We start from the raw sequence: 22084 nt of genomic DNA, 5'->3' as shown, positions 1-22084 counted from the left end.
AGTCGGCACTCGTAGCTCAGTTGGATAGAGCGGCCCCCTCCTAAGGGGCAGGCCACTGGTTCGAATCCAGTCGAGTGCACCAGAAAAAACCCCGCCTAGCGCGGGGATTTGTTTTCTTCGGCTTACGCCAATCGAGACACAGGACCAACGCGGGACCAACCGGTGTCAGTAGCAGAGCGTCGTGCTCTTGGATATTTCCCACTTGGTTCCGTCGCGCTCCTTGCCTGAGCTGCCGATCACAGAGAGCCAAGGGAAATCCATCTCAATAATCGACGCATTAGTTTTTGACCAGAAAATGACTACGTAGCTAGAGAAAGCGCTGTAATCGAAGCTTTTGGTTGCTTGGTTTAGTTCGGTGCCCTTGTAAAGAACCGCGTCAACCTTATAACCCTTCGACCATCCGCTATTTGTGCGGTATTTCGCGCATACGGATACCCGTTCGGCGGCAATGGCATTTCCCAACATCAGAAACGCTGCGATGGCCAGAAATTTTTTCATAGCTTCACTATTACCTTTTTTGTTGTTTTGTTGTCACGCGTGCCTGACGCGGCGGAGATTAATTCACCACCCTGAGCCGCGCCTTGACTAGGTCGGACAGGTTCACGGCCCACTCTTCATGCTCGCTCTGGTAGACGGTGCGGTACACGTCAGCCGTGAAGCTGGGCCGCGAGTGCCCCAGCTTCTCGCTCACCACTTCCAGCGGCACACCCCGGCGCAGCATCAGCGAGGCGTGCGTGTGCCGGTAGCCGCGCCTTGCGAGTGAGGGGCTGCTATGTAGTTAGGTATTCAGCGTTTCGGGAATATGCCAACACTGCACTTTGTGATGGCAGGCCACTGGTTCGAATCCAGTCGAGTGCACCACGCAGCGCCAAACCAGAAATGCCGGACCCCTCATCGCTGAGCGGGTCCGGCTTTTTCAGAGCGTGTGGGGGTTACAGGACGCTCTTGACGACCTTGACGACGTTGGCGACGCTGAAGCCGAACTTCTCGAACAGCACGTCGGCGGGCGCGCTGGCCCCGAAGGTGTCCATGCCGATGACGGCGCCGTCGGTGCCGACCCACTCGTACCAGGGGCCCTTGCTGGCGGCCTCGATGGCCACGCGCTTGACGCCGGGCGTCAGGACGCTGTCGCGGTAGCTGCGGTCCTGCGCGCGGAAGACTTCCATGCAGGGCATGCTGACCACGCGCGCCTGGATGCCCTCGGCGGCCAGGGATTCGGCGGCGTTCAGGGCGAGGCTGACCTCGCTGCCCGACGCGATCAGGATGACCTGCGCGCCTTCCCCGTTGGCGCCCTCGGCGTCACGCAGCACGTACGCGCCTTTCTTCACGCCGGCGTGGTTGCGGGGCAGGATCGGCAGGTCCTGGCGGGTGAGGGCCAGCGCGGTGGGGCCTTTGTCGTACTCGAGGGCCATCTGCCACGCGGCGGCCGTCTCGTTGGCGTCGGCGGGGCGGATGACGTGCGCTCCGGGCACGGCGCGCAGCATGGCCAGCTGGTCGATGGGCTGGTGGGTGGGGCCGTCTTCGCCCAGGCCGATGGAGTCGTGCGTCAGGACGAACGTGACGGGCTGCATCTGGATGGCGCTGAGGCGGAAGGCGGGTTTGAGGTAGTCGGCGAACACCAGGAACGTGCCGACCAGGGGGCGCAGGCCGCCGTAGAGGCTCAGGCCGTTGGCGGCGGCGGTCATGCCGAATTCACGCACGCCGAACAGGACGTTCCGGCCGGCCATGGAGCCGCTCTGCATCTCGCCTGCGTCCTTGATGGTGGTCTTGGTGCTGCCGGACACGTCGGCGCTGCCGCCCATCAGGCCGGGCACGGCGGCGGCCAGGGCATTGATGATCTCACCGCCGGCGTTGCGGGTGGCGACGGCCTTGCCGCCGACCTCGTAGCTGGGCAGCACGTCGCTGAGGTTGGCGGGCAGTTCGCGGGCCAGCAGGGCGTCCACTTCGGCGGCCAGTTCGGGGTGCGCGGCGCGGTAGCCGTCCATCAGGGCGTTCCAGTCGGCTTCCAGTTTGGCGCCGCGTTCCGTGGCGTCCATGTGGGCCTTGACTTCTTCGGGCACGGTGAAGGGCGGGTATTCCCAGCCGAGCGCGGCCTTGGTGGTCGTGACGCCCTCGGCGCCGAGGGGTTCGCCGTGCGCCTTGCTGGTGCCGGCGCGGGGGCTGCCGAACCCGATGACGGTACGCACCTGGATCAGGGTGGGGCGGTCGCTGGTGTGCGCCTCGCGGATGGCGGCGCGGATGGCATCGAGGTCGTTGCCGTCGGCGACTTTCAGGACGTTCCAGCCGTACGCCTCGTAGCGCTGGGCGGTGTTCTCGCTCTCGGCCTTGAAGGTGGCGGTGTCCAGCTGGACTTCGTTGTCGTCGTGCAGCCAGATCAGTTTGTTCAGGCGCAGGTGGCCGGCCAGGGCGGCGGCCTCGTGGTTCACGCCTTCCTGCAGGTCGCCGTCACCGAGGATGGAGTACGTGTGGTTGTCGAAGATGGGGAAGTCGGGGCGGTTGTAGCGCGCGGCGAGGTGCGCTTCGGCCATGGCCATGCCGACGGTCATCGCGGCGCCCTGCCCGAGCGGGCCGGTGGTGGCGTCGAGGCCGGGGGTGTGGAAGAACTCGGGGTGGCCGGGGGTCTTGCTGCCCCACTGGCGGAAGTTCCTGAGTTCCTCGAGGGGCATGTCGTAGCCGGTGAGGTGCAGCAGGCTGTAGATCAGCATGCTGGCGTGCCCGGCGGACAGCACGAAGCGGTCGCGTCCGGCCCATTCCGGGTGCGTCGGGTTGAAGCGCAGGAAGTCCTGCCACACCGCGTACGCCATGGGTGCGGCGCCGAGGGGAGCGCCTGGGTGGCCGCTGTTGGCGGCCTGCACGGCGTCGATGCTCAGGGTGCGGATGGTGTTCACACTCAGCTGGGGGATGTCGCTGGACATGTTTCGTATCCTACCCCGAGAAGAGTATGTGTACTGTGTACACTTATGGGAACACCTTCACAGTCCCATAGATAGGCCCTGCCGGGCGCTCCCGTGGGCTGCCGCGCAGGGCGTCCAGTCTGCCTGCCAGATGGCCCGGGTGCGGGCAGAAACGGGTGCGGGCAGAAAAGGGCCGCCCGGCGTGGTAACGGGCGGCCTGACTGGGCTCTGTGAGGGTGTGGGGCTGGCCGCGCAGGGTCCGTGGACCTGATCTGGGGCCGCAATCCGTCCTGGGGTGCAGGCGCTCCGACGTCGCCTCCGTTCCGGTAAGCACATAATACGCCATGAGCGTAATAAGATCAATCCCTTCCGTGAATAGAGCCTGAGTATGCGGGGCGGTGCATCTTCACCGAACATCCATCAAAGACCGGCAGTAGCGGGACGGGCGAACTAGCCACGCACGCCGCATATGCACAGACCAGACCACCGCACGCCCGGCGGTACGCCAGAATGCCTACCCGCCCGGTTCGCCTCCAGGGGACCGCGCCGGGCACCATGACCGCATGACCCACGCGAAACACCCCACCGACCACCTGCCCACCCTCCGCCCGTTCCGCGCCGCCGACGCGTCATCGGTCGCCCACCTCGTGACCGAGGGCGTGCGCGGCCACTGGACGTACACCCCCGAACACTTCCGGGAGGCGCAGCCCGGCACCCGCCCCACCCGCCTCGTCGCCGAGCAGGGCGGCGTGGTGGTCGCCACCGCGCGCCTCGCACCATTCGGGGAGGGCGTGCCGGACGCCCTGCGTCTGGACGTCGCCGGGGATGGGGCATGCTTCACGCCGCTGCTGCTGGCCCAGCTGGCCGAGGCGCCCGGCGGGTTCCGGCGCGTGCTGGGCGTCACCCGCGAGGACTTTACCGAGCAGATGACGTTCTTCGCGGCGGCCGGGTTCCGCAACGCCTGGCAGTCCTGGGGCGCGCACCTGGACCTGACCACCTTCGACCCCGCCCCCTTCGAGGCAGGGCAGGAACGGCTGTTCCTCGCCGGGTACGAACCCGAACGCCTGAACCCGGACGCCCCCGACGCCGACTGGGACGCCCTGTACGACCTGCACCAGACTGGCGTGCGCGACCAGCCGCGCAACCCCACCACCACGCCCGACCCCCTCACCCGTGATGCCCTGCGCGACGTGATCCGGCGTGAGGAGGCCGCGTTCGTGACCCGCTGGCGCGGCCAGATCGTCGCCCTGACCCGCCTGACCCCACGCGGCCCGGAAGTGGACAGCGAGGGCACCGTCACCCACCCGGATCACCGCCGCCGGGGCGTGATGACCGCCCTGAAAGCCCACGCCCTGACCTGGGCGAAAGGAGAGGGACTCGCGTACGCCGGGACGGGCGGCACGGTCCTGAACCTGCCCATGCTGCGGGTGAACACCCGCCTGGGCTACCGCACGGAACGCATGTGGATCACCTGGGAGAAAGACCTCTGAGCACAGGCAAACGCTGCATACCCCGCCCGGCCGCCCCCACAACAGGAGCGTGCCAGGGCGGGTTTTCCGGCGCCCGTGCATAGGCTTGACGATCCCTGCATTCCGGGGTATTCTGTTCCTATCAATCGAAAGAAACCCCGCCGCCCGTAAGAGGCGGATTTTTTATTTGTTCCCAGCGCCCTTCCGGCCGGGTTCCGGCGGGGCGAACTGCGCCGCGCCGCCCGCCGCATCGAACTCTGCCTGAAGGTCGGCCACGGGCCGCTCCGGGCGGCTGGCCGGATCGCCGGGCAGGGTCCTGGCGAAGACCTCCAGCGCGTCCGTGTACCCGTCGCCGTCGGCGTCCCCGCCCGATTCGAGCAGCACTGAGAGTGCCTGCGGGAACTTCACGGCGCGGCCCGCCTCCGCCTCGCTGCGGAACGTCGCCTGGATCGCCTGCCCGAACGGATTCCAGGGCGCGCCGCCCGACTCGCGCACGTGGCAGTACGTGCAGGGCATCACGCGGCGGTCCAGCTGCCACAGGTCGTTTCCATCCGTCAGGTGCAGTTGCGGCGCGGCCTGCAGGCGGTACTTCGGGAGGGCCAGCGCCGCGCCGCCCAGCAGCGCCGCCAGCGCCAGCGTCACACGGCGCGCGGCACTCATGCCAGCCAGCCCGGACCCCGGAAGTCGCCGTTCAGGATCTCGCGGGCGTTCAGGTCCAGCCAGCCGCTCAGGGCCTCGGCGTACACGCCCCGGAAATCCTGCCGGTACTTGATGTCTCCGTCCGACAGGTCCTCCAGGTCCGGGCTGCTACCGTGCACGCCGCCCCTGACGCCGCTACCGAGCGCGAACATCACGCTGCCCTTGCCGTGATCGGTGCCGGCGCTGCCGTTCTCGGCGACGCGCCGCCCGAACTCGGAGAAGCCCATGACGACCACGTTCTCGGCCAGTCCCTGCCGTTCCAGGTCCGCGTGGAAGGCCGCGAGACCCGACGCGAGCGTGCCCAGCAGTTCGTCCTGCTCGGCGCGCTGCCCGGCGTGCGTGTCGAAGCCGCCCAGCGACACGTACAGCACCCGCTGCCCCACCCCGGCGGCGATCAGGCGGGCCGTGTCGCGCAGCTGCGCAGCGAATCTCCCTTCCGGGTACGTCGCCCCGGCCCGGTACTTCTGAGCGTTGGCCTGCACGCGCGCCGTGTTCTTCATCATCTGCCGCGTCGCCTGCGTCAGGAACGCCGCCTCACCGCTCCTGGCGGCGTCCAGCATGTCCCCGAACGCGCCGCCCAGCCCCTGCGGGAGTTTCAGCTGGAAGGAATCCACCGCGTCGATGCTGGGCAGGCTGAACTCGCTGGCCCGCAGCGCCTGCGGCGTGGCCGCGCCGATGTTACTGGCGCAGAACGGATCGCCGATGCTCTCGGCCAGACGGCCGATCCAGCCGTCCGACTGCGCCTGCGAGGGGTCCGCCGTGTGCCAGATCGCCATGCTGGCAAAGTGACTGCGGTTCGGGTTGGGGTAGCCCACGTTCTCCATCCAGGCGAGGCGGCCACTGTCCCAGAGGCCCATCAGCGGCCGCAGCGCGGGGTGCATGCCCAGGTCCGGCGTGAGGGTCAGCACGTCCTTCTTCGGGATGGCGATGGTGGGCCGCGCGGCGTAGTACGCGCCGTTGCTGTACGGAACGAGGGTGTTCAGGCCGTCGTTCCCGCCGGTCAGCTGAATCACGACCAGGGTCTTGCTGCCGCTGGCCTGCGCGGCGGCGCGCGCCAGGAAACCGGGCATGCCGGTCGTGGCGGCGGCCGCCAGGGCGGAGAGTTTCAGGAAATCACGTCGGTTCGTCACGGATAAAACCTCCCGGAAGGTTCATGTTCAAAGCAAAGAAGAATGATTGGACACGGTGCCCACAGCCCACAGCCCGGTCAGGGTCAGGCCAGCTGGAATTCAGGACTGGTCAGGTGCAGGTACGTCGCCTGTCTTGGGTTCAGCTTCAGGGTGGCGGCCGCGCCGGGCGGGCGTTCCAGGCCGGTCAGGGCCAGCGCGGACGGCGCGGCCGTCAGGGGCGGGGCCTTGCTGCCCAGCGTCAGGGCCGCCGCGAGTTGCAGGCGCAGCAGCAGGGTGGTGTCGTTGATCCACTCGCGCCCGCCGTCCCAGCCCTTGACGTTCTCGGGTTGCAGCAGCACCTGCCCCATGCGTCCGGCCGTCTGCGTGAGGTTCAGCAGGGCCTTTGCTTCCAGTTTCGGTTGCCCCAGGGTGCGCAGCGCGCCCACCACGAACTCGACCGGACTGCGGATGATCCGGGCGCGGCTGGCGTAGAAGGCCTCGCTGGACAGCAGTTCCTCCAGCACGGCCCGCACGTTCCCGTTCGTGCGCCGCCACGTCTCGGCGCTGCCCTGCACGGCCGCCCCGTCCGGCGTGTCGGCCAGGAACGCGCGGTGCAGTTTGCGGCTCACGAACACGGCCGTCTGCGGGTGCGTGGCGGCCAGCCGGATCACGTCCTCGCCGCGCAGCGGGCCGCTCTGACCCAGGTACGTCTTGCGGCCCGCGTCGTGCTGCCGTTCGTTGAACACGAACCGGGGCGCCTGCCGGTAGTTCTGGTTGCCGCGCCCACCCTCGAAGGTCCAGCCGGTCAGGGCGCGCGCGCCCTCGCGCACGTCATCCTCGGAGTACGGCCCGATGCCGGTCGTGAACAGTTCCAGCAACTCCCGGCTGAAATTCTCGTTCGGTTTCCCCCGCCGGTTCTGATCGTTGTCGAGGTACCGCAGCATCGCCGGGGCCTGCGCGACCTCCAGCGTGAACGCCCCGAAACTCGTGGTCGCCGCGTGCCGCCGCAGCAACCCCAGGTACCCGGCCAGCGCATGCACGTTCCGGACCTTGTCGGTGCCGATCACGAAGTGATTACTCCAGGTCAGGGCCAGTTTCTCGCGCAGTGGGTGCGGGCCGTACACCAGTTCGAACAGCCACGCGCCGCGCGTCAGCTGAATCATCGGCCCCGGCCCGGCCCCCTGCATGGGATCGAAGGGATTGCCGGGCGCGGTCTTCTGATCGAACGCCAGGGCCTCGCGCGCGACCGTGCGGGCGTCCTTGCCCACCAGCGCGCGGATCTGCGCGTCGGTCGCGCCGAACGCCGTGCGCCGCAGGAAGTGCGCGGCGTCCTCGGCGCTCAGGGGGCGGGTCAGGGGAGTCAGGGTCATGAGGTCTCCTTGAAACGGGTGGTGCCGTGGAAGCGGGTGGTGCCGGGAGCCTTGATGTGGGTGCTCTACGGGTTAGAGTCGCCCGGCCCCGCAAAAGTTCCCAGGGTGTCCGCCGAGGCCCGCCGCACCCCCGCGAGCGCCGCGCGCAGCGCGTTGTCCGGGAGGTTTCCGACCAGCCACACGAACACCTTCCCCACCCGCCGGGAGGCCACGCCCGGCGCGGCCCGCACGTCCTGCGGGGCGACCACCAGCGCCAGCACGTTCAGACCGTCACTCAGGGTCACCTCGGCGCCGCCCGCCACGCGTGAGCGCACCGCGACCGGCGCGAACCCCGCCGGGAACCGCAGGCCCGGCAGCGCCCCGGTCACGGCGGCCCGCAGCCCCGCCGGAATGGCCGGCACCGCCGCCGCGACCTTCACCGGCGCGGCGTTCACCTTCAGGAACGCGGCGCGGCGCACCACCGCGCCGTCCGCGCGGCGTTCCTCGAAGGCCAGCGGCACGTTCCATGCGCGGTCCACCCACAGCGACCAGTGGCCCGCGCCGCCCACCTTCGGCATCAGGTCGAAGCGCACGGCGTCCCGGCCCGCCACGGACTGCGGCCCGGCGTTCACCACCGCGAAATTCTTCAGCAGCAGCGCGGGGCGCACCGCCACGACCGGCAGGGCGTTCGCAGTGTGGGTGGGCACGGCGCGCGGCGGGAACAGCACCGTCACCTCGGCCTGCCCGCGCGCCGCGAGCGTCCGCGCCCGCTTCAGGGCCGCCAGCAGGTCGTCCGTGTCGGTGGCGTGCGCCGCGCCCCCCAGCGCGGCGAGCAGCAGGGCGGTTCCCGGCAGCGCGGCCCGCCTCACCAGCCCTCTCCCCAGGCACTCTGGTACGCGTCGTACGCCGCGCTGCTCGGCAGGGCCGGGGCGGGGCGCAGCACGGTCAGGCCCGCCACGACCGCCGCCGAGGCCAGCGCCGCCGACACCCACCCGGCCCGCCGGGTCCGGGCCCGCTGCTGCCGCGCCGCCTCCTGCCGCGCGCGGTGGGCCGTCAGGAACCGCCCGGCCGCGCCGGAGTCCTCGGGCGTCAGGGTGCGGGCCTGTGCCAGCAGGGCGTCCAGTACGGGGTCAGGCAGCGCAGGGTCAGGCAGGTCATTCGGGTGTGGGTGGTCAGTCATGGGGGGTCACTCCGGCGCGGGTCAGCCACGCCCGCAGGGCCGCGCGGCCCCGGCCAATGCGGCTCTTGACGGTGCCGAGTTCCGCGCCGGTCAGCGCGGCGATCTCGGCGTACTCCAGGCCCGACACCTCGCGCAGCGTCACGGCCTCGCGCTGCTCGGGCGGCAGGGTCCGCAGCGCCGCCGAGAGCTGCTCACGCAACTGCGTGACCTCGGCCGCGCGCGTCAGGTTCTGCGCCGAGGCGGGTTCCGGCGCGTCCTCCAGCGGCACGTCACGCCGCCGCCCCAGCGCCCGGGTGCAGGCGTTCAGGGTGATGCGGTGCAGCCACGTACTGAACTGCGCGTCGCCCCGGAAGCCCCGCAGGCCCCGGTGCACGGCCACGAACACGTCCTGCACGACCTCATCCGCCGCGCCCGGCCCGACGTTCAGGGCCGCCAGCCGGTGCACGGCCGGAGCGTGACGGGTCACGAGCACCTCGAAGGCCCGTTCGTCCCGCACGGCCAGCCGCGCGAGTTCCGGGTCAGACAGGGCATCCAGGGGGTCATTCAAGGTCACCTCATACCTTAGAGTCACGGCCCGCCCAGAAAGTTCCGCCGCCCGTCCGCCCCGCACCCCCCGGCTACACTGATGGGCATGACCGCCCGTCCGCTCTCGCCCTCCGCCGAGGATTACCTCAAGCACCTGCTGCGCCTCGGGCAGACCGGGAAGGTCAGCACGCAGGCGCTGGCCGACGCCCTGAACGTCGCGCCCGCCAGCGCCACCGGCATGCTGCGCAAACTGACCGAACAGGGCCTCGTGTCGCACGCCCCCTACCAGGGTGCGCGCCTGACCGCCGAGGGCGAACGCGTCGCGCTGGAAGTCCTGCGCCACCACCGCCTGCTGGAACTGTTCCTGCACCGCGCTCTGGGCGTCCCGCTGGACGAGGTGCACGAGGAAGCCGAGCGGCTCGAACACGCCCTGAGCGAACGCCTGGAAGCCCGCATCGCCGCGTGGCTGGGCGACCCCACGCACGACCCGCACGGCGACCCGATCCCCACCCTGGACGGCGAGATGCCCACCCGCCCCGAACGCCGCCTGTCGCAGCACGCCGTGGGTGACGAGGTAACCGTGGCCCGCATCCCGGACGCGGACGCCGCGCAACTGCGGACCCTGATGCACGTCGGCCTGACCCCCGGCGCGACCCTGGCCGTGCGCGAGGTGGACGCCGCGCTGGGCACCCTGACCGTCTGGGTGGACGGCCACACCCTGACCGTGTCGCTGGGCGTCGCCGCGCAGATTCACGTGCACACCCCCTGATGCGTGACCAAGTGCGGGCCGCGCACCTGGCCCTGACGTTCCTGACAACCCTGCCGCTGCCGCACGTCACGGAGGTCCGGGACGGCGATTTTGCGCGGGCCAGCGCGTACTACCCGCTCGCCGGGTACGCCGTGGGCGGCGCGGTCTCGCTGCTGCTGTGGCTGAACGTGCCGCTGCCGGTCGGCGTGACCGCCGCGCTGGGCGTGGGCGCGTGGCTGCTGCTGACCGGCATGCTGCACTTCGACGGACTGGTGGACAGCGCCGACGCCCTGTTCGCCATGAAGACCCCCGCCGAGCGGCTGGTGATCCTGCGCGACGTGCACGTGGGCGCGTTCGGACTGGCGACCGGGGGGCTGTCCCTGCTGCTGCTCTGGAGCCTCCTCTCGGCGCCGATTCCGCCGCTGGCCCCGCTGGTGGCGGCCGTCGCCGCGCGGACGCTGCTGCTGATTCCCATGAACACCTACCCCGCCGCGCGCGCCGAGAGCCTGGGAGCCCGCTCCCGCGAGGGCCGCACCTGGGCCGCGCTGCTGATCGCCGCACCCACCCTGCTGATCCCCGGCGCGTGGGTCGCGTGGCTGGCTGCCCTGGCGGGCGCGCTGCTGGTCGCGGCGTTCGCGGCGCGGCGGCTGGGCGGCGGCCTGAACGGCGACACCTACGGCATGATCGTGGTGACGGCAGAACTGCTCGCGCTGGGCGCGTTCGCCTGGGGCCGCTGAGCTTGACATACGGAATGAAATTGGCGCCCTTCCACCGTGATCGCGTTCCGTTGTCCCCTCTCCCCCTGCGGGAGAGGGAGGGAGGAGCGCAGCGACGGAAGGGTGAGGGGGCCACCGGGCGACTTTGAATGACGAGGAATCACTTGAATCCCGTATCAGGCCTGACGCTGCATCTGGTGCGCCACGCCCCTACCCTCCCGAACGCGCAGCGCCGCTACCCGCACCCGCACGAGGACGCCCCCCTGACAGAGGCCGGGGAGGTGCTGGCCCGCCGCCTCGACCTGCCCCGGAGCGCGCTGGCGTTCACGTCCCCGCTGGGCCGCGCCCGGCAGACCGCGCGACTGGCCGGATTCCCGGACGCCCTGCCCCAACCCGCGCTGGCCGAGGCAAGGTTTGGCGTGATGGCCGGGCACACCTGGGCCGAACTGGAAGCCGTACACGGCGACGCGCCCCGCACCTGGATCGACGCGCTGAGCGACCCCCGCAGCTCCCACGGCCCCCCCGGCGGCGACACCGGGCAGGGCTTCCACGCGCGGGTGCAGGCGTGGCTGGACACCCTCCCGGCGGGCGAGGTGGTGGCCTTCACGCACGCCGGACCGCTGCTGGCCGCGCTGCGCCTCACCGTGAACCTGTCTGCCGTGGCCACGCCGCCCGGCACGGTCGCCACCCTGCGCCGCGAAGCCGGACACTGGTGGCTGACCGCGCTGCGGCCGCCCACCTGACGCGGCACAATGCCCCCTGATGCATCCTGACCTGACGGCCCTCCTGACCGCCATCCAGCCTGCCGACGCCGACGCGATGGCGCGCGCACGGGACCGGCAGGCGCAACTGACCAAACCGGCCGGGGCACTGGGCGACCTGGAAGACCTCGCCGTTCGCCTCGCGGGCGTGCTGGGCACTGAGCGGCCCGACCCGCGCGGCGTAGCGGTGATCGTCGCGGCCGGGGATCACGGCGTGGCCCGCGCGGGCGTCAGCGCCTACCCCCCCGAGGTGACCCCGGCGATGGTCGCCAATTTCCTGGCGGACACGCCCGCCGGGCCGGGCGGCGCGGCCGTGAACGCACTGGCACGGGCAGTGGGCGCACGGGTGTACGTGATGGACGCCGGAGTGGACGCCGACCTGCCCGAGCACCCGGCGCTGGTCCGCGCGGCCGTGCGGCGCGGCACGCATGACCTGAGCGTGCAGGCGGCCATGAGCCCGGACGAGGCGCAGGCCCTGATCCTCGCGGGCGCGGCCCTGGCCCGCCGGGCCATCGAGGACGGCGCGGACATCCTGATTCCCGGCGAGATGGGCATCGGGAACACCACCCCGGCCGCCGCCATCACGGCGCGCCTGCTGAACCTGGACGCCGCGCAGGTCACGGGACGCGGCACCGGCGTGGACGACGAACGACTGACACACAAGGTCGCCGTGATCCGCGCGGCGCTGGAGCGCACGCCGACCACAGACCCGCTGGACGTCCTCGCCGAGTTCGGCGGGTTCGAGATCGCCGCGATGCTGGGCGTCATGCTCCAGGCCTCCGCCATGAGGCGCGCCGTGATCCTCGACGGTTTCGTGGAGGGCAGCGCCGCCCTGATCGGCGTGGCCCTCGCCCCGCACCTGCGCGCCTCCCTGTTCCCCGCCGGACAGTGCGCCGAGATCGGGCACGCCGCGCAACTCGCGCACCTGGGCCTGAAGCCCATGTTCCACCTGAACCTCCGCCTGGGCGAGGGCACCGGCGGCGTCCTGGCCGCGCCCATCCTGCTCGGCGCGGCCGCCACCCTCCGCGAGATGCGAACCTTCGCCGAGGCAGGCGTGCCGGGGGCCTGAGGCGAGGGTCAAGGCAACTCCCCCCGGTGGGCATCCGTCAGATGACGCAGCGGCCCGACTCGGGCCCGGCTACGCTGGGCGGGTGACCCTGTCCCGACACCGCTGGTCGGCCCTCCGCGCGGTCCTCTCGCCCCGCACGGTGCTGGGGACCGCGCTGGACGCGCTGCTGATCGGGACGCTGTGCCTGCTGTGGCTCACGCAGATGTTCTGGGGGCGTCCCTTCATGCGCATGACCGACGAGTGGACGAAATTCACGTTCTTCGCGCACATTGCGGGGTCGGTGGGCATAGCGGCGTGGTTGTGCAGCCTGGGTCTGGCCGCGTGGCACCGCCCGCTCGACACGGCGTGGTGGCGCGTGGCGGCACAGGCGCTGCTGACGGGCGCGCTGGTGTCGTTCGTGGCGGGCGCGCTGTACTCACTGGGGGGGCTGCCGAGCGGACCTCTGATTGTCCTGAGTCTGCTGCCCGTCGCGGCCACCATGGCGGTCATGATGGCGGCCATGTCGGGCCTGCTGCCGGTGGCGGGGTTCCTGACGAATCGCAGCGCGGCGTGGGTGCGCCGCCATGCGCAGGGGAGATGACGGTCATGGTGCGCCGCGCGCCGTTCAGCGAGAATGGCGCGCATGAGTGACCGGGAATTGAATTTTGCGCGGGAGATTCTGGGCAGCCGCAGTTACCGGGACGTGCCGGACGACGAGGTGCTGCGCGAGGCCGAGCGGCTTCTGGGCGCCTGGATGAGCGGCGAGGCGCGCATGGAACGCCCGAAACTGTACGACCATTACGCGCTGCTGCTACTGTCCCTGACGCGGCAGGTGCGGTCGCTGGAGGCACGCGTGACCGAACTGGAAGCCGCGCGGGGGCCGCAGTGACCGTGCGGGTGAAGGTGTGCGGCACGACCAGCGTGCACGACGCGGTCCTGAGCGCGCAGGCGGGCGCGGACGCGCTGGGGTTCATCTTCGCGCCGGTCAGTAAGCGGCTGGTGACCCCGCAGGTGGCGCGCGAGGCGGGCCTGAACGTGGGGCCGGTCGTGGCGCGCGTGGGTGTCTTTCTGGGGCAGGGGCTGGACGAGGTGCTGCGCACGGCGGAGGCGGCGCGTGTCAGTGCCGTGCAGTTGCACGGTCCGCTGCCGGGTCTTTACGTGAGGCAGGTTGCCGCGTATTATCCCGTTCTGCGTGTCGTGCGCCCCGCCGATCTGGCGGCCGAGGCCGGCATGTGGAGGGACGAGCCCGGCGTGACCCTGATGCTGGACGCCCCGGAACCGGGTGGCGGCGTGCCCCTGGACTGGGCGGCGCTGCGGGACGTGTTCCCGCGTGGGGCGTGGCTGGCGGGTGGGCTCGGCCCGGCGAACGTGGCGGCGGCCATGCAGGCGCTCAGCCCGGCCGGGGTGGACGCGGTCAGTCGGCTGGAGGCCAGCCCTGGCGTGAAGGACCCGGCGCTGGTGCGGGAGTTCGTGCGGGCCGCCCGGTCCTCATAAACCAGAGTTATCCACAGTGAAACGAGAGCCTGTGGATAACTTGCGGCTATGGTCGATTCCGGCTGTGAAGCACGGCATTCTGCGCGTCAGACAGACAAAATGAGGATCGGGTGACGCAGTCCGTCGCCGGTTATCCACAGACTTTCCACAGGGGTTGTGGATAAGCCTGTGGATAACTTCCGTGTCAGAAACGTGACCTGCGTCAGCATCTGAAAAAACCCTGACAGCAGGCGCGGAAACCACGTCGCTCCTCCCGCCGCGCCTTTCGGAACCCGGCCCGGCCCCGCCCATCCGAAAGCCGTATCAGTCCGGCAGGCCGAACCACCCGGCCAGCACCCGCCCGGCCTCCACCACGTTCACGGGCGCCCCCAGGTTCACGCCGGACCCCGCGAACGGCACGCGCGCGTGCGTGTGGCCCTTCACACCCAGGTCCTCCAGGTTCCCGTGATCGCTGCTGACCACCACCCGCGCGCCCGCGTCCAGCAGTCCGGCCAGCAGGGCGTCCACCCGGCGCAGGTACGTGCGGCCCGCCATCAGCGCGTCCGGCGGGACCGGCTGCGCGCCCGCGTGCCCCAGCAGGTCCCCGAACCACAGGTCCGCGGCGATCAGGTCATGCCCGGCCGCCGCGTCCGCCAGGGCCGCGCCCAGCCGCGCCCAGTTCCCCGCATTCCCGTCCTGCTGCGGCCAGGGGCGCGCGTACCCCAGGCCCAGCGTCGCGCCCACGAGCGGCACGCCCGGCGGGTTCAGGGGCAGGCCCGCCGCGCGGAACGAGAACGGAAAGCACCCCAGTCGGTTGCGGCCCCCCGCCGCCGCCGCCTCGAAGTACGCCGGAACGTAATGGTTCGCCAGCGCCGCCCGGCCCCCCGCCCGCGCCAGTCGCACCGGCAGGCTCTGCGAGTTCAGCAGGCGTTGCAGCGTCGGCCCCGGCTGCGGCCCGAAATGCTCGCCCATCAGCGCCACGGCGTCCGTCCCGGTCAACCAGCACGCCTGCCCCGTCCCGGACTGCGGCAGGCCCGGCACGCCCAGCGTCGCGTCCAGGCACAGGCCCGCATCCACCAGCGGCCGCAGCGCCGGGAGGTCCTGCTCCCACACGCTGCCCGGCGGCGCGTCCTGCGGGTGCCCCACGCCGTCCAGCGCCAGCCACACGATCCCCCTCACCCGGTCACCCTCACCCCGCGAGGATACGCCCCACACCCGCCGCATACCCTTGACCGTCCCTGCATACCGCGCTATAGTTGTTGACATCACCGCCCGCAGAGGCGGATTTTTTATTGCCTGCTCCACCTGCCGCCTGCGCCGGATGGCGGATGCCCTGCCCACCCACGACCCGCTAGCGTATCCGCATGACCCGTGACCTGCCGCCCGGCACCCGCGTGACCCTGCATGCCGCGCAGGGTGACCTGCCGCCGGGCGCGGCGGGCGTGATCACCTCGGGAAGCGGCAGCGTGTACGACGTGCAGTTCGGGGCGGGGGTGCGGGCCGTGAACCGCGTGCACCTGAAGGTCGAGCGCGCCGCCCTGGAGGCCCTGCCCCCCGTGCGCGGGGACCTGCGGCCGTTCGTGCAGTACGCCTGCGTGATGGGCAGCCGCGCTTTCGGGCTGGACACCAGCGCCAGCGACACGGACCTGCGCGGCTTCTACCTGCCGCCCGCCCACCTGACCTGGGGCCTGAGCGACCCGCCCGAGCAGCTGGAGTTCGCCGCGCCGGCCGGGCCGGGGCCGGGCACCGAGGAGGTGTACTGGGAGGCCCGCAAGTTCGTGCGGCTGGCCCTGAAAGCCAACCCGAACGTGCTGGAGGTGCTGTTCTCACCCATGCCGGTGCAGGTCACGCCGGTCGCGCGGGCGCTGCTGGACATCCGGGGCGCGTTCCTGAGTCGCCTGATGTACGTCACGTACAGCGAGTACGTCCGCGCGCAGTTCCGCCGCCTCCAGGCAGACCGCGAGCGGCACGGCGAGGTGCGCCCCAAGCATGCCATGCACCTGCTGCGCCTGCTGATCAGCGGCGCGCACGCCCTGCGGACCGGCGAGGTCATGGTGGACGTCGGCCCGCACCGCGAGGAGCTGCTGGCCGTGAAAAGCGGGCACCTGACCTGGGAGGCTGCCGGGGCTTGGCGGGAGGAACTGCACCGCGACTTCGAGCGGGCCTTCGCGGAAACGGATCTACCCGAACGTCCCGACCATGACGCCGCGCAGGACTGGCTGATCGGGGCGCGGCGCGCGGCGCTGGAGTGGTCGTGAAGGACTGGTAGTGCAGGGCTGGCAGCGCAGGACGGGTGGCACACCCTGGCACACCTGGGCCAGGAGGCCTACGCCCCCGCTCGCAGATGGCGGATGCCGCGCCGCCCGCGCGTGCGGGACAGTGAAGCATGGACACCGTGACCTTCCCGCCGCAACTGCCTGCCGCCGTTCACGCGCATCCCTTCCCGCTGATGTTCGCCACGGTCAGTGGGGCGCACCTGTACGGCTTTCCCAGTCCGGACAGCGACTGGGACCTGCGGGGCGTGCACGTACTGCCGCTGCGGCAGGTGCTGGGTCTGGAGGACGCGCCAGAGACGTACTCGCTGGAGCGGGACGACGGGGTGGTGGAACTCGATCTGGTGTCGCATGACGTCCGGAAGTTCGCGCGGCTGCTGCTGACCCGTAACGGGTACGTGCTGGAGCAGCTGCTGTCGCCGCTGGTGGTGCACACGACGCCGCTGCACGCGGAACTGATCGCGCTGGCCCCCGGCGTGCTGACGCGCTGGCACGCGCACCACTACCTGGGGTTCACGGCGAACCAGTGGCAACTGCTGGCAAAGGAACCCGTGCCGCGCGTGAAGCCGCTGCTGTACGCCTTCCGCACGGTCCTGACGGGGTTGCACCTGATGCGCGCGGGCGTGATCGAGGCGAACCTGGAGGTGCTGAACGCCGACGCGCGCCTGCCCTTCCTGACCGACCTGATCGCCCTGAAACGCGGCGGGCGCGAGGCCGAACCCCTGCCGGAACCGCTGGACGTGTACCGCGCCGAGCACGCGCGGCTGGTGCAGGCACTGGAAGCCGCGCGCAGCACGACCCACCTGCCCGGCGCCGTGTCGGAGGGCGTGCGCCGCGCCATGAGCGATCTGGTGGTGCGGGCGCGGCTGGGCAGCCCTGTCTGACGTTCCGGCACGGCGTGTGCGAGGATACGGGGCGTGTCCGCCGAGCCCGCCCTGACCGAACTGACGGTTCCCGCCCTGTCCCTGGTCGTGCTGATCGGCGCGCACGGCGCGGGCAAAAGTACCCTCGCCGCGCGGCACTTCGCGCCGGAGGAGGTGTTCGCGCAATCGGACTACCCGGACGTGCCGTCACTGCTCGCGGCCGCGGGGGAGAGGCTGGCGGCGGGACGGCTGGCGGTGCTGGATGGCCTGTTCGTGCGCCCGGTGGACCGCGTGCCGGTCACGGCGCTGGCCCGCGCGCACGACGTGAAGCCCGTGCCGGTGGTGCTGGACCTGCCGCGCGCCGTGCTGGAGGCCCGCACTGCCGCCCCGGCGGACGTGGTGGCGGCGCAGGTGGCCGAGTTGCGCCGCACCCGCCGGGGCCTGCACGCCGAGGGCTTCCGGAACGAGCAGGTGCTGTTCAGTGACGATCAGGCGCGCACGCTGCCGCTGCGGCGCACGCTCCTGCGCGGGGACCGCCGCGACCTGACCGGCCCGTTCGACGTGATCGGCGACGTGCACGGCTGCCTGCCGGAACTGCGCGACCTGCTGCGCAACCTGGGGTATGACCTGAGCGGCGACGGCGCGCGGCACCCGCAGGGGCGCACGGCGGTGTTCGTGGGGGACCTCGTGGACCGCGGACCGGACAGTCCGGGCGTCCTGAAGCTCGTCATGGGCATGGTCGCGGACGGCGCGGCGCTGTGCGTGCCCGGCAACCACGACGAGAAACTCTGCCGCGCGCTGGCCGGGAAGGCCGTGAAAGCCATGCACGGCCTGGATGTCACCCTGGCGCAACTGGAACAGGCAGGTCCGGACGTACAGGCGCAGGTCCGCTCCTTCATCGAGGGACTGCCCACGCAACTGGTCCTGGACGGCGGCGCGCTGATCGTCGCGCACGCCGGGCTGCCCGCCCACTACCACGGGCGCGGCGGCGGACGCGTGCGCAGCTTCGCGCTGTACGGCGACGTGAACGGCCAGCGGGACGAACTGGGCCTCCCGATCCGCCGGGACTGGGCCGCCGATTACCACGGCGCGGCGCTGGTCGTGTACGGCCACACCCCGCACGCCGCGCCCCGCTGGAAGGGCAACACCGTGAACGTGGACACCGGCTGCGCCTTCGGCGGTCACCTGAGCGCCCTGCGCTACCCGGAACGCACCACCCTCAGCGTGCCCGCCCGCGCCGTGTACGCCCCCCCACCCCGCCCCCTGCCCGTCCCGGAAGGGGGAAGTGGGGTGTAGGCAGCAGGCAGTGGGTAGCCCTTGACGGCGCCAGAGGCACCGCGCACACGCTGCCATCCGCCATCCGCCATCCGCCATCAACCATCATCCGCCTCACCACCAGCCGCGCCGTTTGAAGTAAGCCGCGAGCAGGCCGCCGATCAGCAGGAAGCTCGCCCAGGCCAGCGCATACCCGTAGGGGCTTTTCAGTTCCGGCATGAATTCGAAGTTCATGCCCCACACGCCCGCCAGGAACGTCAGCGGCAGGAAGATCACGCTGACGGCTGTCAGGGTCCGCATGACCTCGTTCATGCGCTGGCTCTGGAGGTTCAGGTGCAGGTCCAGCAGGCTGGTCAGCAGGTCCCGCAGTCCGTCGAGGCGGCCAGCGGCGCGCGTAAACGAGTCCTGCACGTCGCGGTAGCGGACCAGGTCGGCGGGCGTGCAGTTGGCGTGGCGGCCCATCAGGGCGGTCGCCTCGCGGGCGTCCGTGGCGAGGCGGCGGGCCTGCCCGATGCGGTGCTTGAGTTCGAACACGTCCGGCACCGGGTTCTGCCGCCGGTTCTGGAACACGCGTTCCTCCAGGTCGTCCGCCTGTTCTTCCAGGGCGTCGGCCGCCGCGAAGAAGGTGTCGGCGGTGTGGTCGAGCAGTTCGTACGTGACCTCCTGCGGGTTGTTCACGCTGTCGCGGCCGGTCAGGGGCCACACGGCGTTCAGGGCGCGCGTGCCGCCGCTGCTGACGGTCAGCACCCCGTCCGGGAACGTGAAGATGCTCAGGCGTTCCGTGAACTCGTCGGCCTGTTCGGGCCGCGCGAAGGACCGCACCGTGATGAACGAGTGCTCCGGGTACACCTCGGCGCGGCTCCAGTGGCCCTGCTCCAGCGCGTCCTCCAGGGCCAGGGGGTTGAGGCTGAACGCCGCCTGGAGGCTGGCGAGTTCGTCGGGCGTGAGGTTCTGAACGTCCACCCAGACGCCGCCGGTCTGCCCGTTCCAGGGCTGGTCCTCGCCGCTGCCCAGCTGTTTGACGCGAATCATGCCGCCCAGCATGGCAGACGCGGCGCGCCGGGAGCGGCGTGACCCGCTGCTCTATGCTGCGTGAATGGGGCTGCGGGCATGAGTGCGTGGGTGTGGGTGATGGCCGGTGGAGCGCTGGGCGCGGCCGCGCGGTACGGCGCGGGCCTGGCGCTGGGGCCGCTGCTGAACCGGGGCGGGCTGCCCGTGACGGTGCTGCTGATCAACGTGCTGGGTTCGTTCCTGCTGGGCCTGACCCTGACCCTGGTGGGCCGGGGCATCTGGCCGGACGCGGCGCGACTGGCGTTCGGGACCGGGCTGCTGGGCGCGTTCACGACCTTCTCCACCTTCAGCGTGGACCTCGACACCCTGCTGGCGCGTGGGCAGGGCGCGGCGGCGCTGGCCTACGCGCTGCTCAGCGTGACGCTGGGCCTGCTGGCGGCCGTCGCGGGCCGCGTGCTGGGAGGGCGCCTGTGACACGCAGGAAAAAAACTGAACCGGCCCGGCCGCCCGAGCAGTTCCTGGAACTGTCGGAGTTGCTGGCGTACGTGGGGCAGGTCATCGCGCGCGGCGTGCCCGGCGCGGTGTGGGTGCGGGCCGAGGTGGCCAGCGTCACGGACCGCCGCCACCTGTACCTGGATCTCGTGCAGGCGGGCGAGGACGGCGAGGTCGCCAAGTGCCGCGCGACCGTCTGGGCGCGGGAACGCTTCAGTCTGGAAGGCAAGTTCCGCCGCGCGACGGGCGGGACCCTCACGGCGGGCCTGAAGGTCCTGCTGTTCTGCGAGGCGACCTTCCACGGGCAGTACGGATTCTCGCTGAACGTGCTGGACATCGCGCCGGAATTCACGCTAGGAGACGCCGCGCTGCGCCTGGACGCCCTGCGCGAAACGCTGGTGCGCGAGGGCGTGTACGGCCTGAACCGCCTGCACGCCGCGCCCACCGACTTCGACCGTTTCGCCGTGATCGCCCCGGCCGGCGCGGCGGGCCTGGGTGACTTCCGGCGCGAGATCGACCCGCTCCAGAGCGCCGGGGTGCTGCGCCCCGTCTACCTGGAGGCGACCTTCCAGGGCCGCGACGCCGCCCCGAGCCTGCTGCGCGCCGTGCAGGCGGCCGCCGACCTGCACGCGCAGGAGCCGCTGGACGCCCTGATCGTCATCCGGGGTGGCGGGGCCGTCACGGACCTCGCGTGGCTGAACGACCTGCCGTTCGCGCGCGCCCTGGCGACCTTTCCCGCGCCGGTCATCACGGGCCTCGGGCACGCGCGCGACGACACCCTGCCCGACGAGGTCGCGCACACCCGCACCGACACGCCCAGCAAGGCCGCCGCCCTGATCGTCCACACGGTCGCGGGGGCCGCCGCGCAGGCGCAGGAGGACACCCGCACCATCCGCGCGCACGCCGCGCAGATTCTCGTGGACGCCGACGCGGGCGCGCAGTGGGCACTGGACCGCGCCCGGACCGCCGCCACCCGGCACGTGGACCGCGCCGCGCAGGACGTGGACGCCCTGATGCGTCAGGCGCTGGGCCTGACCCCGCAGCGCACCCTGGCACGCGGGTACGCCCTCGTGCGCGGCGCGGACGGGCAGCCCGTCACCCGCGCCGCGCAGGTCCGCGCCGGGGACACCCTCACGCTCGAATGGACGGACGGCACCGTCCCGGTCACGGCAGACGACCGCCCGGCACAGGGGGAATGACCACCCTGGCCCAGGTCTGGTCGCCGTTCAGTCCTCCGCGCCCACGGCCACCGGGCGCGTCGGGTCGCTGATCCAGTCGCTCCACGATCCGGCGTACAGGCGGTTGTCCGGGCCGAGCGGCACGCCCGCCAGTTCGCGGGCCAGCAGGTTCGGTGTGGCACTCACGCCGCTGCCGCAGTACGTGATGCTGGGGGCGTTCCCGGCGTTCAGGTGCACGCCCAGCACCTCGGGGCTGCGCCAGTGGCCCGCGCCGTCCAGCACGCCGCTCCAGTCGCGGTTCACGGCGCCGGGGATGTGCCCGGCCTTCCGGTCGATGGGTTCCATCTCGCCCCGGTAGCGGGCCGGGGCGCGCGAATCGATCAGCACCGTGCCCGGCGCGCGGGCCTGCACGTCCTGCGCGGTGGCGACCATGTCGGTCTGCACGCGCGGCGTGAAGGTCGTGGGTGCGTGGGCAGCGTCGTCGGTACTGACCGCGCCGCCCGCCGCCTGCCACGCAGGCCAGCCGCCGTCCAGCACGAACACCTGCGCGTGCCCCAGCCAGCGCAGCAGCCACCACGCCCGCGCCGCGTAGAAGCCCTGCCCGGTACTGGGGTCGTCGTAGCACACGACCACGCTGTCGTTCCCGATGCCCACGCCGCCCAGCCACCCGGCCAGCACGTCGGGGTCCGGCAGCGGGTGGCGGCCGCCCGCGCCGCCGGGCTGCACGGGGCCGCTCAGGTCCGTTTCCAGGTCCGCGTACACGGCACCCGGAACGTGCCCCGCCAGAAACTCGATGCGGCCCACCAGTGGGTCGCTCAGGGCGTACCGGCAGTCCAGCACGCGCACGTTGCCCTGTGAGTCTGCGTCCTGCGCGTGGTCCAGTAGCCACGCGACGGCCTTCAGTGGGTGGGAGGTCATGCCCCACAGGCTACAACCGTGCCACGATCAAAAACAAAAGGCTCATCCTGGATTCCGGGGAGCTGAGGTCAGAAGTAGGTTCAACATTGGCTCCAACAGCGAA

24 protein-coding genes, 1 tRNA gene and 1 pseudogene are annotated in these 22084 nt (G+C 71.4%); 14 read left to right on the top strand and 12 right to left on the bottom strand.

All coding sequences use genetic code 11. The features are described 5' to 3' along the window. Window positions 1-5 precede the first annotated feature (5 nt). Window positions 6-82: transfer RNA gene (locus IEY70_RS15945), tRNA-Arg, on the top strand. Window positions 83-165: 83 nt separating this feature from the next. Here the strand turns inward: IEY70_RS15945 and IEY70_RS15940 are convergent. From IEY70_RS15940 to tkt, 3 genes and pseudogenes are all read right to left on the bottom strand, one after another. Beyond that, a complete protein-coding gene (locus IEY70_RS15940; protein WP_189066015.1) occupies window positions 166-498 on the bottom strand; it encodes a hypothetical protein in 333 nt (110 codons plus the stop codon). 58 nt (window positions 499-556) lie between these two features. Further along, window positions 557-733, bottom strand: a pseudogene (locus tag IEY70_RS15935) (hypothetical protein); the annotation flags it as partial. A 199-nt stretch (window positions 734-932) separates the two neighbouring features. Then, the gene (tkt, locus tag IEY70_RS15930) at window positions 933-2915 is read right to left on the bottom strand and encodes a transketolase (protein WP_189066013.1); all 1983 of its coding nucleotides are present in this window, start codon (window positions 2913-2915) and stop codon (window positions 933-935) included. A gap of 542 nt (window positions 2916-3457) precedes the next feature. Between tkt and IEY70_RS15925 the strand changes: the two genes are divergently transcribed. After that, on the top strand, window positions 3458-4384 hold the full coding sequence (locus IEY70_RS15925; protein WP_189066012.1) for a GNAT family N-acetyltransferase: 927 nt from the start codon (window positions 3458-3460) through the stop codon (window positions 4382-4384). A gap of 162 nt (window positions 4385-4546) precedes the next feature. On the opposite strand, the gene IEY70_RS15920 is transcribed toward IEY70_RS15925, so the two are convergent. The 6 genes from IEY70_RS15920 to IEY70_RS15895 form a co-directional block, all read right to left on the bottom strand. Further along, a complete protein-coding gene (locus IEY70_RS15920; protein ID WP_189066011.1) occupies window positions 4547-5023 on the bottom strand; it encodes a hypothetical protein in 477 nt (158 codons plus the stop codon). After that, complete coding sequence (locus IEY70_RS15915; protein ID WP_189066010.1) at window positions 5020-6192, bottom strand: DUF1501 domain-containing protein; 1173 nt, start codon at window positions 6190-6192, stop codon at window positions 5020-5022. The genes IEY70_RS15920 and IEY70_RS15915 overlap by 4 nt, the downstream gene beginning before the upstream one ends. 83 nt (window positions 6193-6275) lie before the next feature. Next, window positions 6276-7541 (bottom strand): DUF1800 domain-containing protein, encoded by a 1266-nt coding sequence (locus tag IEY70_RS15910; RefSeq protein WP_189066009.1) that lies wholly within the window; start codon window positions 7539-7541, stop codon window positions 6276-6278. Between the two features lie 65 nt (window positions 7542-7606). After that, on the bottom strand, window positions 7607-8389 hold the full coding sequence (locus IEY70_RS15905) for a LolA-like protein (protein WP_229777984.1): 783 nt from the start codon (window positions 8387-8389) through the stop codon (window positions 7607-7609). After that, a complete protein-coding gene (locus IEY70_RS15900) occupies window positions 8386-8700 on the bottom strand; it encodes a hypothetical protein (protein WP_189066008.1) in 315 nt (104 codons plus the stop codon). The genes IEY70_RS15905 and IEY70_RS15900 overlap by 4 nt, the downstream gene beginning before the upstream one ends. Continuing rightward, the gene (locus IEY70_RS15895) at window positions 8693-9253 is read right to left on the bottom strand and encodes an RNA polymerase sigma factor (RefSeq protein WP_373290804.1); all 561 of its coding nucleotides are present in this window, start codon (window positions 9251-9253) and stop codon (window positions 8693-8695) included. Before IEY70_RS15895 ends, IEY70_RS15900 begins: the two co-directional genes overlap by 8 nt. A 78-nt stretch (window positions 9254-9331) precedes the next feature. On the opposite strand from IEY70_RS15895, the gene IEY70_RS15890 reads away from it, so the two are divergent. The 7 genes from IEY70_RS15890 (at window position 9332) to IEY70_RS15860 (ending at window position 13992) form a co-directional block, all read left to right on the top strand. Then, complete coding sequence (locus IEY70_RS15890; protein ID WP_189066007.1) at window positions 9332-9994, top strand: metal-dependent transcriptional regulator; 663 nt, start codon at window positions 9332-9334, stop codon at window positions 9992-9994. Beyond that, the gene (locus IEY70_RS15885; protein ID WP_189066006.1) at window positions 9994-10710 is read left to right on the top strand and encodes an adenosylcobinamide-GDP ribazoletransferase; all 717 of its coding nucleotides are present in this window, start codon (window positions 9994-9996) and stop codon (window positions 10708-10710) included. The genes IEY70_RS15890 and IEY70_RS15885 overlap by 1 nt, the downstream gene beginning before the upstream one ends. 143 nt (window positions 10711-10853) lie before the next feature. Beyond that, window positions 10854-11432 carry a histidine phosphatase family protein gene (locus IEY70_RS15880; protein WP_229777982.1) on the top strand — a complete coding sequence of 193 codons (579 nt, stop codon included), beginning with the start codon at window positions 10854-10856 and terminating at the stop codon, window positions 11430-11432. 19 nt (window positions 11433-11451) lie between these two features. Continuing rightward, window positions 11452-12519 (top strand): nicotinate-nucleotide--dimethylbenzimidazole phosphoribosyltransferase, encoded by a 1068-nt coding sequence (gene cobT / locus IEY70_RS15875; RefSeq protein ID WP_189066004.1) that lies wholly within the window; start codon window positions 11452-11454, stop codon window positions 12517-12519. 82 nt (window positions 12520-12601) lie between these two features. After that, on the top strand, window positions 12602-13099 hold the full coding sequence (locus IEY70_RS15870; protein WP_189066003.1) for a hypothetical protein: 498 nt from the start codon (window positions 12602-12604) through the stop codon (window positions 13097-13099). A 42-nt stretch (window positions 13100-13141) separates the two neighbouring features. Then, window positions 13142-13387, top strand: coding sequence for a hypothetical protein (locus IEY70_RS15865; protein WP_189066002.1), 246 nt, complete (start codon window positions 13142-13144; stop codon window positions 13385-13387). After that, entirely contained in the window at window positions 13384-13992 is a 609-nt protein-coding gene (locus IEY70_RS15860) for a phosphoribosylanthranilate isomerase (RefSeq protein ID WP_229777981.1), read from the top strand. Before IEY70_RS15865 ends, IEY70_RS15860 begins: the two co-directional genes overlap by 4 nt. A gap of 303 nt (window positions 13993-14295) precedes the next feature. Here the strand turns inward: IEY70_RS15860 and IEY70_RS15855 are convergent, their stop codons facing one another. Continuing rightward, window positions 14296-15150 (bottom strand): metalloenzyme domain protein, encoded by an 855-nt coding sequence (locus IEY70_RS15855; RefSeq protein WP_189066001.1) that lies wholly within the window; start codon window positions 15148-15150, stop codon window positions 14296-14298. A 185-nt stretch (window positions 15151-15335) separates the two neighbouring features. On the opposite strand from IEY70_RS15855, the gene IEY70_RS15850 reads away from it, so the two are divergent. The 3 genes from IEY70_RS15850 (at window position 15336) to IEY70_RS15840 (ending at window position 18403) form a co-directional block, all read left to right on the top strand. Further along, window positions 15336-16229, top strand: a complete 894-nt coding sequence (locus tag IEY70_RS15850; protein WP_189066000.1) for a nucleotidyltransferase domain-containing protein — start codon at window positions 15336-15338, stop codon at window positions 16227-16229. A gap of 128 nt (window positions 16230-16357) precedes the next feature. Then, the gene (locus tag IEY70_RS15845) at window positions 16358-17128 is read left to right on the top strand and encodes a nucleotidyltransferase domain-containing protein (RefSeq protein WP_189065999.1); all 771 of its coding nucleotides are present in this window, start codon (window positions 16358-16360) and stop codon (window positions 17126-17128) included. 33 nt (window positions 17129-17161) lie between these two features. Continuing rightward, window positions 17162-18403, top strand: coding sequence for a metallophosphoesterase (locus IEY70_RS15840; RefSeq protein ID WP_229777980.1), 1242 nt, complete (start codon window positions 17162-17164; stop codon window positions 18401-18403). A 93-nt stretch (window positions 18404-18496) separates the two neighbouring features. Here IEY70_RS15840 and IEY70_RS15835 read toward each other — a convergent pair whose 3' ends face one another. Then, window positions 18497-19414: a magnesium transporter CorA family protein gene (locus IEY70_RS15835; RefSeq protein WP_189065998.1), complete on the bottom strand. Its 918-nt coding sequence runs from the start codon at window positions 19412-19414 to the stop codon at window positions 18497-18499. Between the two features lie 78 nt (window positions 19415-19492). On the opposite strand from IEY70_RS15835, the gene crcB reads away from it, so the two are divergent. Continuing rightward, window positions 19493-19867, top strand: coding sequence for a fluoride efflux transporter CrcB (gene crcB / locus IEY70_RS15830; RefSeq protein WP_189065997.1), 375 nt, complete (start codon window positions 19493-19495; stop codon window positions 19865-19867). Next, window positions 19864-21084 (top strand): exodeoxyribonuclease VII large subunit, encoded by a 1221-nt coding sequence (xseA, locus tag IEY70_RS15825; RefSeq protein WP_189065996.1) that lies wholly within the window; start codon window positions 19864-19866, stop codon window positions 21082-21084. Before crcB ends, xseA begins: the two co-directional genes overlap by 4 nt. Window positions 21085-21111: 27 nt before the next feature. On the opposite strand, the gene IEY70_RS15820 is transcribed toward xseA, so the two are convergent. Continuing rightward, the gene (locus IEY70_RS15820; RefSeq protein ID WP_189065995.1) at window positions 21112-21981 is read right to left on the bottom strand and encodes a sulfurtransferase; all 870 of its coding nucleotides are present in this window, start codon (window positions 21979-21981) and stop codon (window positions 21112-21114) included. Window positions 21982-22084 lie beyond the last annotated feature (103 nt).

The sequence above is a fragment of the Deinococcus seoulensis genome (genome assembly GCF_014648115.1).
Taxonomy (GTDB): domain Bacteria; phylum Deinococcota; class Deinococci; order Deinococcales; family Deinococcaceae; genus Deinococcus; species Deinococcus seoulensis.
The sequence above is the reverse complement of the archived record's forward strand: the minus strand, read 5'-3'. Positions and strand labels throughout refer to the sequence as shown.

Bases quoted from the DNA above. Each gene is read 5' to 3' on its own strand.
- IEY70_RS15885 (WP_189066006.1), top strand. From the start codon at position 9,994: ATGCGTGACCAAGTGCGGGCCGCGCACCTGGCCCTGACGTTCCTGACA.
- IEY70_RS15920 (WP_189066011.1), bottom strand. From the start codon at position 5,023: ATGAGTGCCGCGCGCCGTGTGACGCTGGCGCTGGCGGCGCTGCTGGGC.
- IEY70_RS15850 (WP_189066000.1), top strand. From the start codon at position 15,336: ATGACCCGTGACCTGCCGCCCGGCACCCGCGTGACCCTGCATGCCGCG.
- IEY70_RS15865 (WP_189066002.1), top strand. From the start codon at position 13,142: ATGAGTGACCGGGAATTGAATTTTGCGCGGGAGATTCTGGGCAGCCGC.
- cobT (WP_189066004.1), top strand. From the start codon at position 11,452: ATGCATCCTGACCTGACGGCCCTCCTGACCGCCATCCAGCCTGCCGAC.
- IEY70_RS15940 (WP_189066015.1), bottom strand. From the start codon at position 498: ATGAAAAAATTTCTGGCCATCGCAGCGTTTCTGATGTTGGGAAATGCC.
- IEY70_RS15845 (WP_189065999.1), top strand. From the start codon at position 16,358: ATGGACACCGTGACCTTCCCGCCGCAACTGCCTGCCGCCGTTCACGCG.
- IEY70_RS15900 (WP_189066008.1), bottom strand. From the start codon at position 8,700: ATGACTGACCACCCACACCCGAATGACCTGCCTGACCCTGCGCTGCCT.
- IEY70_RS15835 (WP_189065998.1), bottom strand. From the start codon at position 19,414: ATGATTCGCGTCAAACAGCTGGGCAGCGGCGAGGACCAGCCCTGGAAC.
- IEY70_RS15820 (WP_189065995.1), bottom strand. From the start codon at position 21,981: ATGACCTCCCACCCACTGAAGGCCGTCGCGTGGCTACTGGACCACGCG.
- IEY70_RS15890 (WP_189066007.1), top strand. From the start codon at position 9,332: ATGACCGCCCGTCCGCTCTCGCCCTCCGCCGAGGATTACCTCAAGCAC.
- IEY70_RS15910 (WP_189066009.1), bottom strand. From the start codon at position 7,541: ATGACCCTGACTCCCCTGACCCGCCCCCTGAGCGCCGAGGACGCCGCG.
- IEY70_RS15925 (WP_189066012.1), top strand. From the start codon at position 3,458: ATGACCCACGCGAAACACCCCACCGACCACCTGCCCACCCTCCGCCCG.
- tkt (WP_189066013.1), bottom strand. From the start codon at position 2,915: ATGTCCAGCGACATCCCCCAGCTGAGTGTGAACACCATCCGCACCCTG.
- crcB (WP_189065997.1), top strand. From the start codon at position 19,493: ATGAGTGCGTGGGTGTGGGTGATGGCCGGTGGAGCGCTGGGCGCGGCC.